Source organism: Acidimicrobiales bacterium (assembly GCA_035316325.1).
Taxonomy (GTDB): domain Bacteria; phylum Actinomycetota; class Acidimicrobiia; order Acidimicrobiales; family VFJN01; genus DASXTK01.
In genome coordinates, this window is record DATHJB010000042.1 from 1 (window position 1) to 12,789 (window position 12,789).

13 protein-coding genes are annotated in these 12,789 nt (G+C 70.2%); 8 read left to right on the forward strand and 5 right to left on the reverse strand.

The features are described 5' to 3' along the window. Positions 1 to 117: 117 nt before the first annotated feature. The gene (locus tag VK611_05965; protein HMG40854.1) at positions 118 to 597 is read left to right on the forward strand and encodes a hypothetical protein; all 480 of its coding nucleotides are present in this window, start codon (positions 118 to 120) and stop codon (positions 595 to 597) included. A gap of 27 nt (positions 598 to 624) precedes the next feature. Here the strand turns inward: VK611_05965 and raiA are convergent, their stop codons facing one another. Next, complete coding sequence (gene raiA, locus VK611_05970; protein ID HMG40855.1) at positions 625 to 1,053, reverse strand: ribosome-associated translation inhibitor RaiA; 429 nt, start codon at positions 1,051 to 1,053, stop codon at positions 625 to 627. 151 nt (positions 1,054 to 1,204) lie between these two features. On the opposite strand from raiA, the gene VK611_05975 reads away from it, so the two are divergent. From VK611_05975 to VK611_05995, 5 genes are all read left to right on the forward strand, one after another. Next, on the forward strand, positions 1,205 to 1,630 hold the full coding sequence (locus tag VK611_05975; protein ID HMG40856.1) for a hypothetical protein: 426 nt from the start codon (positions 1,205 to 1,207) through the stop codon (positions 1,628 to 1,630). Between the two features lie 115 nt (positions 1,631 to 1,745). Continuing rightward, complete coding sequence (gene secA / locus VK611_05980; GenBank protein HMG40857.1) at positions 1,746 to 4,520, forward strand: preprotein translocase subunit SecA; 2,775 nt, start codon at positions 1,746 to 1,748, stop codon at positions 4,518 to 4,520. A gap of 21 nt (positions 4,521 to 4,541) precedes the next feature. Then, on the forward strand, positions 4,542 to 5,645 hold the full coding sequence (gene prfB, locus VK611_05985) for a peptide chain release factor 2 (protein HMG40858.1): 1,104 nt from the start codon (positions 4,542 to 4,544) through the stop codon (positions 5,643 to 5,645). A 114-nt stretch (positions 5,646 to 5,759) separates the two neighbouring features. Continuing rightward, entirely contained in the window at positions 5,760 to 6,437 is a 678-nt protein-coding gene (ftsE, locus tag VK611_05990; GenBank protein HMG40859.1) for a cell division ATP-binding protein FtsE, read from the forward strand. Positions 6,438 to 6,467: 30 nt separating this feature from the next. Beyond that, positions 6,468 to 7,364, forward strand: a complete 897-nt coding sequence (locus VK611_05995; protein HMG40860.1) for an ABC transporter permease — start codon at positions 6,468 to 6,470, stop codon at positions 7,362 to 7,364. An 86-nt stretch (positions 7,365 to 7,450) separates the two neighbouring features. Here VK611_05995 and VK611_06000 read toward each other — a convergent pair whose 3' ends face one another. Next, a complete protein-coding gene (locus tag VK611_06000) occupies positions 7,451 to 7,999 on the reverse strand; it encodes a thioredoxin family protein (GenBank protein HMG40861.1) in 549 nt (182 codons plus the stop codon). A 138-nt stretch (positions 8,000 to 8,137) separates the two neighbouring features. Beyond that, a complete protein-coding gene (locus VK611_06005; protein HMG40862.1) occupies positions 8,138 to 8,485 on the reverse strand; it encodes a hypothetical protein in 348 nt (115 codons plus the stop codon). A 17-nt stretch (positions 8,486 to 8,502) separates the two neighbouring features. Here VK611_06005 and VK611_06010 point away from each other — a divergent pair, with 17 nt between their 5' ends. Next, positions 8,503 to 9,519: an SseB family protein gene (locus VK611_06010; protein ID HMG40863.1), complete on the forward strand. Its 1,017-nt coding sequence runs from the start codon at positions 8,503 to 8,505 to the stop codon at positions 9,517 to 9,519. Positions 9,520 to 9,604: 85 nt separating this feature from the next. Here VK611_06010 and VK611_06015 read toward each other — a convergent pair whose 3' ends face one another. Next, complete coding sequence (locus tag VK611_06015) at positions 9,605 to 10,831, reverse strand: cytochrome P450 (protein HMG40864.1); 1,227 nt, start codon at positions 10,829 to 10,831, stop codon at positions 9,605 to 9,607. Between the two features lie 44 nt (positions 10,832 to 10,875). Between VK611_06015 and VK611_06020 the strand changes: the two genes are divergently transcribed. Beyond that, the gene (locus VK611_06020) at positions 10,876 to 11,772 is read left to right on the forward strand and encodes a DMT family transporter (GenBank protein HMG40865.1); all 897 of its coding nucleotides are present in this window, start codon (positions 10,876 to 10,878) and stop codon (positions 11,770 to 11,772) included. Positions 11,773 to 11,909: 137 nt separating this feature from the next. On the opposite strand, the gene VK611_06025 is transcribed toward VK611_06020, so the two are convergent. Further along, positions 11,910 to 12,737 carry an alpha/beta hydrolase gene (locus VK611_06025; protein HMG40866.1) on the reverse strand — a complete coding sequence of 276 codons (828 nt, stop codon included), beginning with the start codon at positions 12,735 to 12,737 and terminating at the stop codon, positions 11,910 to 11,912. Between the last annotated feature and the right edge of the window lie 52 nt (positions 12,738 to 12,789).

The following is a 12,789-nucleotide window of genomic DNA, read 5'->3' on the forward strand; positions in this document are numbered from 1 at the left end:
ACTGTCAGGAGCATGTGGAACCCAGGGAGTTGCGGTGGTTGCGGGAGAGCCGGGGCCTCGCCGTGCTCGTCGTGTCGGGCGCAGCTGGGGCGGGCGCCGCCGTTGGTGGCGCCCGCGATGGGCCTCGACGTGGTCCGCGCCCTGCTCAGCTACGAAGGCCCGGCCCGTGAGCTGGTCGCCCGGCTGAAGTATCGCAACGACCGTGCCGCCCTCGGGTGGCTGGCCGACAACATGGCCTCGCTGCTGCGCCCGCCCGCGGGCGTGGTGGTGACGTGGATGCCGACAACCGACCGACGACGTCGTCGCCGCGGCTTCGACCAGGCGGAGCTCCTCGCCCGGGCGGTGGCCCGACGCTGGCGGGTGCCCGCGGTCGGGTTGCTCCACCGCCACGGCGCCGTCGCCCAGACAGGACGCACCCGCGCCGAACGCCGGGAGGGCTTCACCGTCGAGACCCGACGCCGCCTGACCGACCCGGCCCGCATCGTCCTGGTCGACGACGTCGTCACCACCGGCACCACCCTCCGCTGCGGCGCGCTGTCGCTCCGCTCCGCCGGCGCGGTGTGGATCGCCGGCCTGACCGCCGCCCGAACCCCGTGACGGCGGCCCGGGCGTGCGGTGGTGGTGTCAGACCGCGCGGCGCAGAGCGCGGGCGGCCGTGGGTGCGGTGGTGCCGTTGGAGCCGGCGCCGTTGGTGCTGGTGCCGTTGGCGGTTTCGCGGCGGGCGACGCTGCGTTGGGCGGCTGCGGCGTTGCGGCGACGCATCAGCTTGGTCTTGGCCTTCTCGAGCTGTTGCTCGAGCTTCGCCGCGGCGCGATCCACCACGACGAATGTGTCGGGCCCGCTCACCCGGCAGCGGATCTGGTGACCCCGCCCGTCGACGATCACCTCGCAGATCTCCCGCTCGGCGATTCGGGGATTGCGTTCCTCGAAGAAGTGGACATCCGCTCGGTGGAGGCCAGAGGCCTTCCGAGACAGACGGCCGATCTTTTCCTCGACAGCTTCCCGCAAAGCTGAAGAGACCTCGGTGTTCCGTGCGCTGACCGTGATCTCCACCCAGGAAACCTCCTGTGCGAGTGCGTGTCCTGGCGAGGGTAGCCATTCGTTCTTCGCCATGTAAGGGAAACGGGTGTTCCCTGTCACCCGCGGTTTACCGGCCCCGCCCGAGGGGCACCGCACATCCAGGCAGCCACGAACAGGGGGACACATGGGCACCTACATCGTCGTCGCACACCGCACCCTCGTCGGCCGGCACTTGCTGGAGTACGCCCGCGAGCAGGCCATCCACGAGCCCGACACCCGCTTCCACCTCGTGGTGCCGGTGCACCACCCGAGCGGCGCCTGGAGCGAGGGCCAGGTCCAGGCGAAGGCCCGCCAGAGCCTCGACGAGGGCCTGGCCGCCTTCGCCGACGCCGGACTCACCGTCACCGGCGAGGTGGGCGACGCCAGCCCCGTCTACGCCGTGTCGACCGCCCTGCGGAACCTCGACTTCGACTGCGACGGCATCATCGTCTCGACGCTGCCCCCGGGCGTGTCGGCATGGCTCCGCCTCGACGTCGAGCGCCGCCTCAAGCGGGAGTTCGACCTCCCCGTCACCCACCTCGTCGCCGACAAGGCCACCAGCCTCGCCTGACGTATCCGGGTCGAGCAGCGAAGCGGACGCTGCTGGAGCTGGGGGAGTCCGACGGACCTCCGCGTGTGCCTGGGGCTAGGGGTGGGGCCTCGGTAAGCTGATCAGCCTCATGGGCATGTTCGATCGCTTCCTTCGCGCTGGCGAGGGCAAGAAACTCCGGGCACTCCAATCGCTGGTTCCCGACGTCAACGCGCTCGAGCCCGAGTTCGAGCGCCTCTCCGACGAGGCGCTCCAGGGCAAGACCGGTGAGTTCCGCCAGCGGCTCGACAACGGTGAGTCACTCGACGACCTGCTGATCGAGGCCTTCGCCGTCGTGCGCGAGGCCAGCAAGCGGGTGCTCGGCCAGCGCCACTACGACGTCCAGCTGGTCGGCGGTGCCGCCCTCCACTTCGGCTGGGTGGCCGAGATGAAGACCGGTGAGGGCAAGACCCTCGTGTCGACCCTGCCGGCCTATCTGAACGGCCTGACCGGCAAGGGCATGCACCTGGTCACGGTCAACGACTACCTGGCCACGTTCCACGCCCAGTGGATGGGCCGCCTGCACAAGTGGATGGACCTGAGCGTCGGTCTCGTCGTCCCCGGCCAGAACGACCCCAACTACAAGCGCGAGCAGTACGCCTGCGACATCACGTACGGCACCAACAACGAGTTCGGCTTCGACTACCTGCGCGACAACATGGCGCCCTCCCGGGCCGCCCAGACGCAGCGGGGCCACGTCTACGCGATCGTCGACGAGGTCGACTCCATCCTCATCGACGAGGCCCGGACGCCGCTGATCATCTCCGGCAAGGTCGCCGACGCCGCGCAGCTCTACTACAAGTTCGCCTCCATCGTCCGCGGCCTCCGCCGCGACGACGACTACGAGGTCGACGAGGAGAAGCGCACGGTCGTCCCCACCGAGGACGGCATCGAGAAGGTCGAGCGGGCGCTCGGCATCGAGAACCTCTACGACGGCGTGGCCCAGAACCTCGTCCACCAGCTCCAGGCCGCCCTCCGATCCAAGGAGCTGTTCCGCCGCGACAAGGACTACGTCGTCGCCAACGGCGAGGTGAAGATCGTCGACGAGTTCACCGGCCGCATCCTCGAGGGACGCCGCTGGTCGGAGGGCCTCCACCAGGCTGTCGAGGCCAAGGAGGGTGCCAAGATCAAGGAGGAGAACCAGACCCTGGCGACGGTCACCCTCCAGAACTACTTCCGCATGTACGACAAGCTCGCCGGCATGACCGGTACCGCCATGAGCGATGCCGCCGAGCTGCACGCCACCTACGACCTGCAGGTCGTGCCGATCCCCACCAACCAGCCGAACGCCCGCGCCGACGAGGGCGACCTCATCTACAAGAGCGAGGACAGCAAGTTCGAGGCCGTGGTGGAGGACCTGGTGGAGCGCAACCAGGCCGGCCAGCCGGTGCTGGTGGGCACCATCTCGGTGGAGAAGAGCGAGAAGCTCTCCCGGATGCTCGACAAACGGGGCGTCCGCCATGAGGTGCTCAACGCCAAGCAGCACTTCCGTGAGGCCGAGATCATCGCCCAGGCCGGTTCGCTGCACGCCGTCACCGTGGCCACCAACATGGCCGGTCGAGGCGTCGACATCATCCTCGGCGGCAACCCCGAGGGCCTCGCCAAGCGCGACCTGCGCCTCGAGGGCCTCGATCCCGAGGACGAGGAGCACCGCCAGCACTTCGAGACGCTGGTCGACCGCTACGACCGCGAGACGTCGGCCGAGGGCGACAAGGTGCGCGAGCTGGGCGGCCTCTACGTGCTCGGCACCGAACGCCACGACAGCCGCCGCATCGACAACCAGCTCCGAGGCCGGTCGGGCCGCCAGGGCGACCCCGGCGAGAGCCGCTTCTACCTCAGCCTCGAGGACGACCTCATGCGGTTGTTCGCGACCGGCATGGTCAACTGGGTGATGGGTCGGGCCCTGCCCGACGACGTGCCGCTCGAGGCGAAGATGGTCACCAAGGCGATCGAGCGGGCGCAGTCGACGGTCGAGCAGCGCAACGCCGAGATCCGCAAGAACGTCCTCAAGTACGACGAGGTGATGAACGAGCAGCGCAAGGTGATCTACGCCCTGCGCGACCAGGTGCTCGACCAGGTCGACCTGCGCGAGAAGATCGTCGGGGAGTACCTGCCCGACGGCGTGAGCTCGATCGTCGAGTCGCACTGCGTCAGCGAGTTCAACGAAGAGTGGGACCTCGACGGCCTCAGCACCGAGATCCGCCTCTTCTGGCCGTCGAAGCTGACGGCCGAGCAGCTCGGCCAGGCGACGAGCACCAACGAGCTCTACGAGATGCTCATGGACGAGGCGCTCACCTACTACGAGGCCCGCGAGGCCGAGCTGACCCCCGACGTGATGCGCGAGGTCGAGCGCACGGTGATGCTGCGGATCATCGACCAGCGCTGGCGGTCGCACCTCTACGAGATGGACTACCTGCGCGAGGGCATCAACCTCCGGGCCATGGGCCAGCGCGACCCGCTCACCGAGTGGCAGCGCGAGGGCTTCGACATGTTCGGCCAGATGATGCACGGCGTCTGGCAGGACTTCATCAAGTACGTCATGCACGTCCAGGTGCAGGTCAACCGGCCCGCCGGCGACGCGGCGCAGTCCGCCCCGGCGGTGGCGGAGCCGGAGGCGGTGCAGAACTTCCAGTACTCCGCCCCCGAAGACCCGTCGACCTCGGGTGGTGCCGCCGGCATGGCCGCGGCGGCCCGGGCCCAGGGTCCCGGGGGCAACGGCGGCAACGGCAGCAACGGTGGTCCGGCGGGCCCGCCCCAGCGCGAGCCGGTCGAGAACGTGCCGGTGACCCGCTCCGACTGGGACAAGACGCCCCGCAACGCCCCGTGCCCCTGCGGGTCGGGCAAGAAGTTCAAGCAGTGCCACGGTGCCTGAGTCGCATCTGAGCGACGCCCGATGAGAGACCTGGCCGACGAGCTGAAGGCGCTGCGTGAGCGGCTCGCCGAGGCCGCCGGCTACCTGCGCATCGACGAGCTGCGGACGAAGCAGCCCCAGCTGGAGGCCGAGGCGTCGCGCCCCGACCTGTGGGACGACGCCGACAACGCCCGCAAGGTCACCGGCGAGCTCGCCAACCTGAACGACGACCTGGCCCACTTCGACGGCATCAGCGCCCGCCTCGACGACGCCGAGACGCTCTACGAGCTGGGCCGCGAGGAGGGCGACGACGCGTCGGTCGCCGAGGTCGAGGAGAACCTCGGGACGCTCGACAGGGATCTGCGCCAGATCGAGCTGCGCTCGATGTTCTCCGGCGAGCACGACGACGCCGACGCCCTGGTGAGCATCCAGGCCGGCGAGGGTGGCGTCGACGCCCAGGACTGGGCCGAGATGCTGCTGCGCATGGTCCTCCGCTGGGCCGAGCGGCGGGGCTACGCCACCGAGGTCGACTCGACGACCCCCGGTTCCGAGGCCGGCATCTCCTCGGCCGACTTCCTGGTGAAGGGCCGTCACGCCTACGGCTACCTGCAAGCCGAGCGGGGCGTCCATCGCCTCGTGCGGATGAGCCCCTTCAACGCCCAGGGCAAGCGCCAGACCGCCTTCGCCGCCCTGCAGGTGGTGCCGATGCTCGACGACGGCGACACGTCCGGCGTCGAGATCGACGACAAGGACATCAAGATGGACGTCTTCCGGGCGTCCGGCGCCGGCGGCCAGCACATCAACAAGACGTCCTCGGCGGTGCGCCTCACCCACATCCCCACGGGCATCGTGGTGGCCTGCCAGGTGGAGCGCAGCCAGTTCCAGAACCGTGACAGAGCGATGGCGATGCTCAAGGCCAAGCTGGCCGACCTGGAGCGCTCCAAACGCGAGGCCGAGCTCGACGAGATCCGCGGCGAGCAGCAGCGCGTCGGGTTCGGCAGCCAGATCCGCAGCTACGTCCTGCAGCCCTACCAGATGGTGAAGGACCTGCGCTCGGAGCACGAGACGGGCAACGTCGACGCCGTGCTCGACGGCGACCTCGACCCGTTCATGGAGGCCTACCTCCAGTGGAGGCGGGCGAACTAAACACCCCTCCGGCGGGCGCCGGTTGATTTCCGGTGCCAAGCTGGTTTCTGTAACCTCACCGCAATCTTCAGCGTGGCGGGCACACGCGGCGCGGTCGTTCTAAGTTCGAGGCCAATGATCACATTCCAAAATGTGAGCAAGCTGTACAAGGGCGAGATCAAAGCCCTCTTGCGGTGCTCCGCCAACATCGACAAGGGAGAGTTCGTCTTCCTCGTCGGCCCGTCGGGATCGGGCAAGTCGACGATGCTGCGGCTGATCAACCGCGAGGAGGTGGCCGACGACGGCACCCTCTACGTGGCCGGCAAGGACATCGCCCGGCTCTCGTCGTGGCGGGTTCCCTACCTGCGCCGCAACATCGGCTGCATCTTCCAGGACTACAAGCTGCTGCCCAACAAGTCGGTGTACGAGAACGTCGCCTTCGCCCTGGAGGTGATCGGGCGGCCCCGCCACGTCGTCCACGCTCAGGTGCCGGCCATCCTCGAGCTGGTGGGCCTCGAGCCGAAGTCCGAGAACCTGCCCGAGGAGCTGTCGGGTGGCGAGCAGCAGCGGGTGTCGATCGCCCGGGCGTTCGTCAACCGGCCTCTGATCCTGCTCGCCGACGAGCCCACCGGGAACCTCGACCCGGCCACGTCGGTGGGCATCATGCGCCTGCTCGACCGCATCAACCGGACGGGCACCACCGTGGTGATGGCCACGCACGACCGCTCGATCGTCGACACGATGCAGCGCCGCGTCATCGAGCTCGACCAGGGCGAGATCGTCCGCGACCAGGTGCGCGGCGTCTACCAGTGACCGATCGGTCTGGGGAGGACTGAGGAAGCCATGGCTCTCAAGCTCGACTACGTGATCCGTGAGACGTCGACGAACCTGCGGCGCAACGTCACGCTCAACATCGCCGCCGTCGTGACCATGGCGGTGTCGCTGGGCCTGTTCGGCTCCGCCATGCTCCTGCGCGCCGGGGTCGACGCCCTGTCGAGCCGCTGGGAGGAGGGCGTCGAGGTCGTCGTGTTCGTGCAGCGCGACATCTCCGAGGAGGCGAAGGACACCCTCGAGACCGACCTGCGGGAGCATCCGAGCGTCGCCGACGTCCGCTACGTCGACGCCGAGGAGTCGATGGCGGAGTACCGGCGGATCTTCGAGAACAACCCGGCGATGCTCGCCGAGGGCGAGAAGAACCCCGAGCTCGTGCCGACGTCGTTCCGGGTCACGCCGTCCACCAGCAACCCGCAGGCCATCCTCAGCATCACCGAGCAGTTCGCCACGAAGGAAGGCGTGATGCGGGCGACGTCCGCGCTCGAGGGGGTGCGGCGGCTGCAGAGCATGTCGAGCACCGCGCAGCGGCTGATCTTCATCACCGCGCTCGGGCTGCTGATGGCCGCCCTCATGCTGATCCTCAACGCCATCCGCATGGCGATGTTCGCCCGGCGGCGGGAGATCGAGGTGATGAAGCTGGTCGGCGCCACCAACTGGTTCATCCGGGTGCCGTTCATGATGGAGGGCGTGGTGCAGGGGGTGGTCGGCTCCGGCTTCGCCCTGACGTTCATCTACCTGGTCAACAAGCTGATGAACAGCGCCAACCGCGACGAGATGTCGGTCCTCGCCGGCATGGTCGCCACCCGCGGCGAGGTCACGATGGTGATGATCGTCGTCGTGTTGTTGGGCGTCGGCATCGGCGCCGTCGGCTCGGGTTGGGCCCTCAGCCGCTTCCTCAAGGTCTGACCCCACTCCGCCCTCAGGACGACTGCGAAGTAGATCATTAGTGATCTACTTCGCAGTGATGGGAGATAGCGCCGGACCGCCGACCGTCACTTCCACTTGATGGAGCAGCCGATGCTGGGGAGTTGGGGGGTGGGGACGGGGTCGCCGGAGAGGACGGCGTCGACGGCGGTGGCGAGGTCTTCGCCGGTGAGGGGCGTGGCGCTGCCGGGGCGACTGGCGTCGAAGCGGCCGCGGTAGGCCAGCTGGTGGTCGCCGTCGAACAGGAAGAAGTCCGGGGTGCAGGCGGCCTGGTAGGTGCGGGCGACGTCCTGGGCCTCGTCGTACAGGTACGGGAACGTCCAGCCGTTGGCGACGGCGAAGCCGGGCATCAGCTCGGGTGCGTCCTCGGGGTAGGCAGTCGCGTCGTTGGGGTTCACGGCGATCACGGCGAGGCCCCGGTCGATCCAACCCTTCGCCAGGCGGCCCAGCTCAGGGGCGACGTGCTTCACGTACGGGCAGTGGTTGCACACGAAGGCGACCAGTACGCCGGGGGCGTCGGGGTGGTCGGACGGGCCGTGCAGGGCGCCGTCGGCGTCGGGGAGCGTGAAGTCGGGGAGCGGCGTCCCCAGGGGGAGCATGGTGGACTCAGCGGCCATGCCCCAAGGATGCCGCCTCAGACCCGGAGTCGGCAGGGACTCGGCAGGATCGGCAGGGAGTCGGCAGGGATCGGTGGGAGTCCGCCGCCGGCCTGCGTTCCGGTGGACGGCGGATGACATCTGAGGGTCATGGTCGAGCTAGTCGGGCTGGGTGGGCGGGCGCTCCAACAGCTCGGAGCTGAACCGCAGCCCCCGGCGCCCGAGATCATCGGCCACCCGGAGGAAGAACGCCTCGACGTCGGTGTCCAGCGGCTCGAGGTGGTCGACGTGCACCCGCACCGGTTTGCCGGCCGCCGCCGGGAACGCCGCGACCAGCTCGCCGTCGAGCGCGTAGGCGACGCAACGCTCGATCCGTCCGGCGAGGCGGTCGGTCACGCCGGGCCCGTCCCAGCGCTCGTTCTCCACCAGCACCAACACGTACTCCTCACCGTCGGCGCTCTGCAGCACGAGGTCGATGGCCGACTCGTCGTCCCCAGGTTCGTGCACCCCAGGGAGGGTAGACCGTGTCAATCGAGCTCCTCGATGCGGCGATCGGCGAGGTGAAGCTGCACCGCAGCAGCGTGGCCGTCGCCTCCGGCGCCGCGCCCGACCCGGTCGTGTTCGACTGGCACACGTTGGGGGAGCTGCTGCAGTTCCTGCAGGACGCCCGCGCCGGGGACCTCACCGGCCGGCGCCTGGCGGAGGCGGCGAAGCGGTGGCAGCAGCTGGTCGACGTGGGGTGGCCGGCGACGTCGATCCGGTCACCGGTCGAGCGGGCGGTGGCGCTGCTGGCCCAGGGGCCGGCCGACTCGACGGCCGCGCCGCGGCTCACGCCCGTGGAGCCCGCCAACGAGCTCGAGCGGGCGCTGGCGAAAGCGGTGGACGACGACTCGGCCCGGCCCGCGGTCTGGCAGGCGCTGCACGACGGCGAGCTGGTGCTCCCGGTGGTGGCCGACGAGCCGCTCCACTTCCCCAGCGCCACCACGACGGAGGACCCGCTCGTGTTCGGCTTCGCCACCGAGGAGCGGTTCAACGCCCTGTTGCCGGAGGGTTCGCAGGTCAGCCGGGTGCTGGCGCCGGGCCGTGACCTGCCGAGGCTGTGGCCGGCGGGCCACTGGCTGATGATCAACCCCGGCTACGAGAACGGCCTGGTGCTCAGCCCCTGGGAGGTGACGGGCCTGCCCCACGGTTGGCGCACCGAGCTGCCCCATCCCCGCAGCCTGGTGGTGGCGCCGCCGGGGCCGGAGGACGAGGAGCGCGCGGTGCTCCTCACCGCGGCCACGGCCACGGTCGCCGGCTGCACCGAGGTGGCGTGGGCCCGGCTGCGGCGCCGCGGGTCGCCCGACCGGGCGCCGTGGCGCGACATGCTGGTGGTCACGGCCGCCGACCCGGGCCGGCAGGCCGCCGTCGTCCGGGCGCTCGGCGCCGCGTTGCCCCCGAGCGTCTTCCCCGACGCCGTCGTCGTCGGCCGCGGCGCCGACCTGGTCCACCCGTTGGTCGACGAGGTGGTCGCCACGGGCCGGGTGGTCGCCGCCCTGTGATCGCCGGCCTCCCGGCAAATTGCGTTCGTTCGCCCGCTCTGTGCGGGTTTTCGAACGCAATTTCGAGGGCGTCAGGTTGGAGGGGTCAAGCCGCGACGGCGACGTCCAACGTGTCGAGGCCGCGGAGGACTATGCGGTTGTTCCAGTCGGGGGTGTCGGTGGCCAGTTCGAGGGCGGGGAAGCGGCGGACCAGGGCACCCAGAGCCTCGGAGCCCTCCAGCCTGGCCAGCGCTGCGCCCAGGCAGTGGTGGATGCCGCTGCCGAACGACAGGTGGGCGCCGGCGCCCTGACGGCGCAGGTCGAGCTGCCCGGCGGTCGGCCCCCAGTGGGCGGGGTCGCGGTTGGCGGCGGCGAGCAGGGTCACCACCAGGTCACCGGGGCCCAGCGTCTCGCCCGCCACCTCCATCTCGGTCATCACGATGCGCCGCGACACGTGCACGGGCGTGTCGTAGCGCAGCAGCTCGTCCGTGGCATTGCCCTCGATGGAGGGATCGGCGGCCAGCAGTGCGAGCTGGTCGCGGTTGCGCAGCAGCGCCAGCGTCCCGTTGCCGATCAGGTTCACGGTGGTCTCGTGGCCCGCCAGGTAGAGCAGCACCACCTGGTCGACCAGCTCGTCGGCCGACAGCGAGTCGCCGTCCTCCTCGGCGGCGATCAGACCGCTGAGCAGGTCGTCGGCCGGGTTGCGGCGCTTCCACCCGATCGCCTCGTCGACGTAGTCCTGCATGTGGCTGAAGGCTTCGGCCACCTCCCGCAGCGCCACATCGTCGAGCACCGGCTCCAGCACCCGGGTGAGGCTGTGCGACCAGACCCGCAGCTGGTCACGGTCGCCCGACGGCATGCCCAGCAGCTCGGTGATCACCTGGAACGGCAACGGGAACGCGAAGTGGGTCATGAGATCGACCGGTGAGCCGTCGGTGCCCCGCTCGGCCACGTCGTCGAGGAACCCGTCGACCAGTTCGCGGACACGGGGCCGCAGCTGCTCGACTCGTCGCATGGTGAACGCCTTCGACACGAGCCGCCGGATGCGGGTGTGGTCGGGCGGGTCGAGGTTGAGGATGGCGTGGCGGCCCCGCTGCTCGCGGCCCTGCAGCAGCTCGGGCGGGATCTGGCGGCCGATGACGACGTTGGCGTTGGTGTCGTCGACGCTGGTGCCGGCCTGGCGCAGCAGCGCGAAGCAGTCGTCGTAGCGATGGATCAGCAGGTTGTCGAACAGGCTGCGCTGCGTGCGACCCGCCTCCCGGATGCGGGAGTACTGGTCGTACGGGTCGTCGGCGAAGCCGGGCTCGAACGGGTTGTAGGTCGCGTCCACCACGGGACTCACATTTTCGCACGTCGAGTGCAAAAGCAAGGGGCACGTTGCGCCGCCTGAACGTCGGCGTCGACCTCGACGTGGTGCTGCTGGCGGTCGCCGTCGCCGCGGTGTCGACGTCGGCGCCACTGGTGCGGGCGGCGCACGCCCCGGCCCTGGCGATCGCCTTCTGGCGGACCGCGCTGGCCGTGCCGGTCATGGGGTCGCTGGCGCTGCGCCGCGACCGGGCCGAGCTCGCCGCCCGCGACCCGCTGACCCGCCGGCGCATGGTGGTGGCGGGCCTGCTCCTGGCGGGCCACTTCGCCACGTGGATCCCCAGCCTCTCGTTCACGTCGGTGGCGTCGTCGGTGACGTTGGTGTGCGCCCAGCCGGTGTGGGTGGCCCTGATCGCCCGACGCCGGGGTGAGCACGTGCCGCCGGCGGTGTGGCGGGGGATCGCCTGTGCCCTGGCCGGCGTCGTGCTGCTCAGCGGCGTCGACCTGGCGCTCACGCCCCGCGCCCTCCTCGGCGACGGGCTGGCCCTGGCGGGCGGGATGCTGTCGGCGCTGTACCTGGTGGTGGGCGCCGACGTCCGCCGGGTGACGACCACCGCGGTCTACGCCACCTGGTGCTACGGGGTGGCGGCCGTCGCCCTGCTGGGCATCTGCGTGGTGGGTCGCCAGTCCCTCGGCGGCTACCCGGAGGCGACGTGGCTGGTGCTGCTGGCGCTCACCGTGGGGCCGCAGCTGCTGGGCCACACGCTGGTCAACCGGGTGGTGCGGACGCTGTCGCCCACGCTGGTGTCGGTGGCGATCCTGCTGGAGATCGTGGGGTCGACGCTGCTGGCCTGGCTGTTCTTCGACGAGGTGCCGCCGGTGTCCGTGTGGCCCGCCGCCGCCCTGATCGCCGCGGGCGTGGTGGTCGTCGTGCGTGCGGAGCCGATGCCCCCGGCTTTGCCCGACTGAAGCTGCGTGGCCCGGGCCTACGGGCGGCCGCGGGCCACGCAGTCTCGGTACGGCAGCTGGTGGTCAGTGACCGCTGCCGCCCGAGGGGTGCCCGCCGCCGCGACGTCGTGTCGGTGGCGCGGGCCGATGTGCCGGGTCTAGGCCGCGGCCGGCATCTGCTGGGCCTGGTAACCCAGCGGTAGCAACACGTGGTCCATCACGAAGTGGTGGGCCCTGGCCATGATGTCGGCGCTCTGCGTGATGCCGATCTCGTGGCCCGCGCCCTGGTAGGTGACCAGCTCGCAGACGTTCCCCAGGCTGGTCGACAGGTTGCAGTTGCCCTGGGACACCGAGTACGGCACCAGGTTGTCGTTCGAGCCGTTGAACATGATCACCGGCTCCCGGCCGGCCCGGATCGGGGCGAACGACATGCCGGCGATGGAGACGGCCCCGTCGACGGGCGACGTCGCCGGCCCCCGGTCGGGCGGCATGAACACCAGGTTCAGGGCGTTGATCGCTCCGGCCGAGTAGCCCCCGGCGACGATGGCGTCCGGATCGATGCGGTACTCGGCGGCGTGCGCCTCGAGCCACTGCGCCGCGGCGGCCACGTCGTCGTAGGCGTCCCACGCGGCGGCCGCGAAGTCGCTGGTCGAGTTCCGCAGCCGGTACTGGACGCTGACCCCGACGTAGCCCCGCCGGGCGGAGTCGCTGGCGTAGGCGGCCATGTCACCCTTGTTGCCGCCTACCCAGTAGCCCCCGTGCATCCACATCATCACCGGGCGCTTCGTGGCCGTGTCGCCCCGGGGCTGGTAGATGTCCAGCTTCAGGTCGATGGTGGCACCGGTGTAGGTGGTGGTCGTGCGGTACGTCACGTTCGACGTGACGTCGTAGTTCTGGAAGACCGGGAACACGTACCTCGTGCCCGTCGGCCAGTCACACCCTGTGATCACCGTCGCCAGCAGGCCCACGCCCGCGGCAATCGGCAAAAGTCGACGCAAACCCCTCATGAATTCCCCCCGTACCTACGGGTTCCCCCAC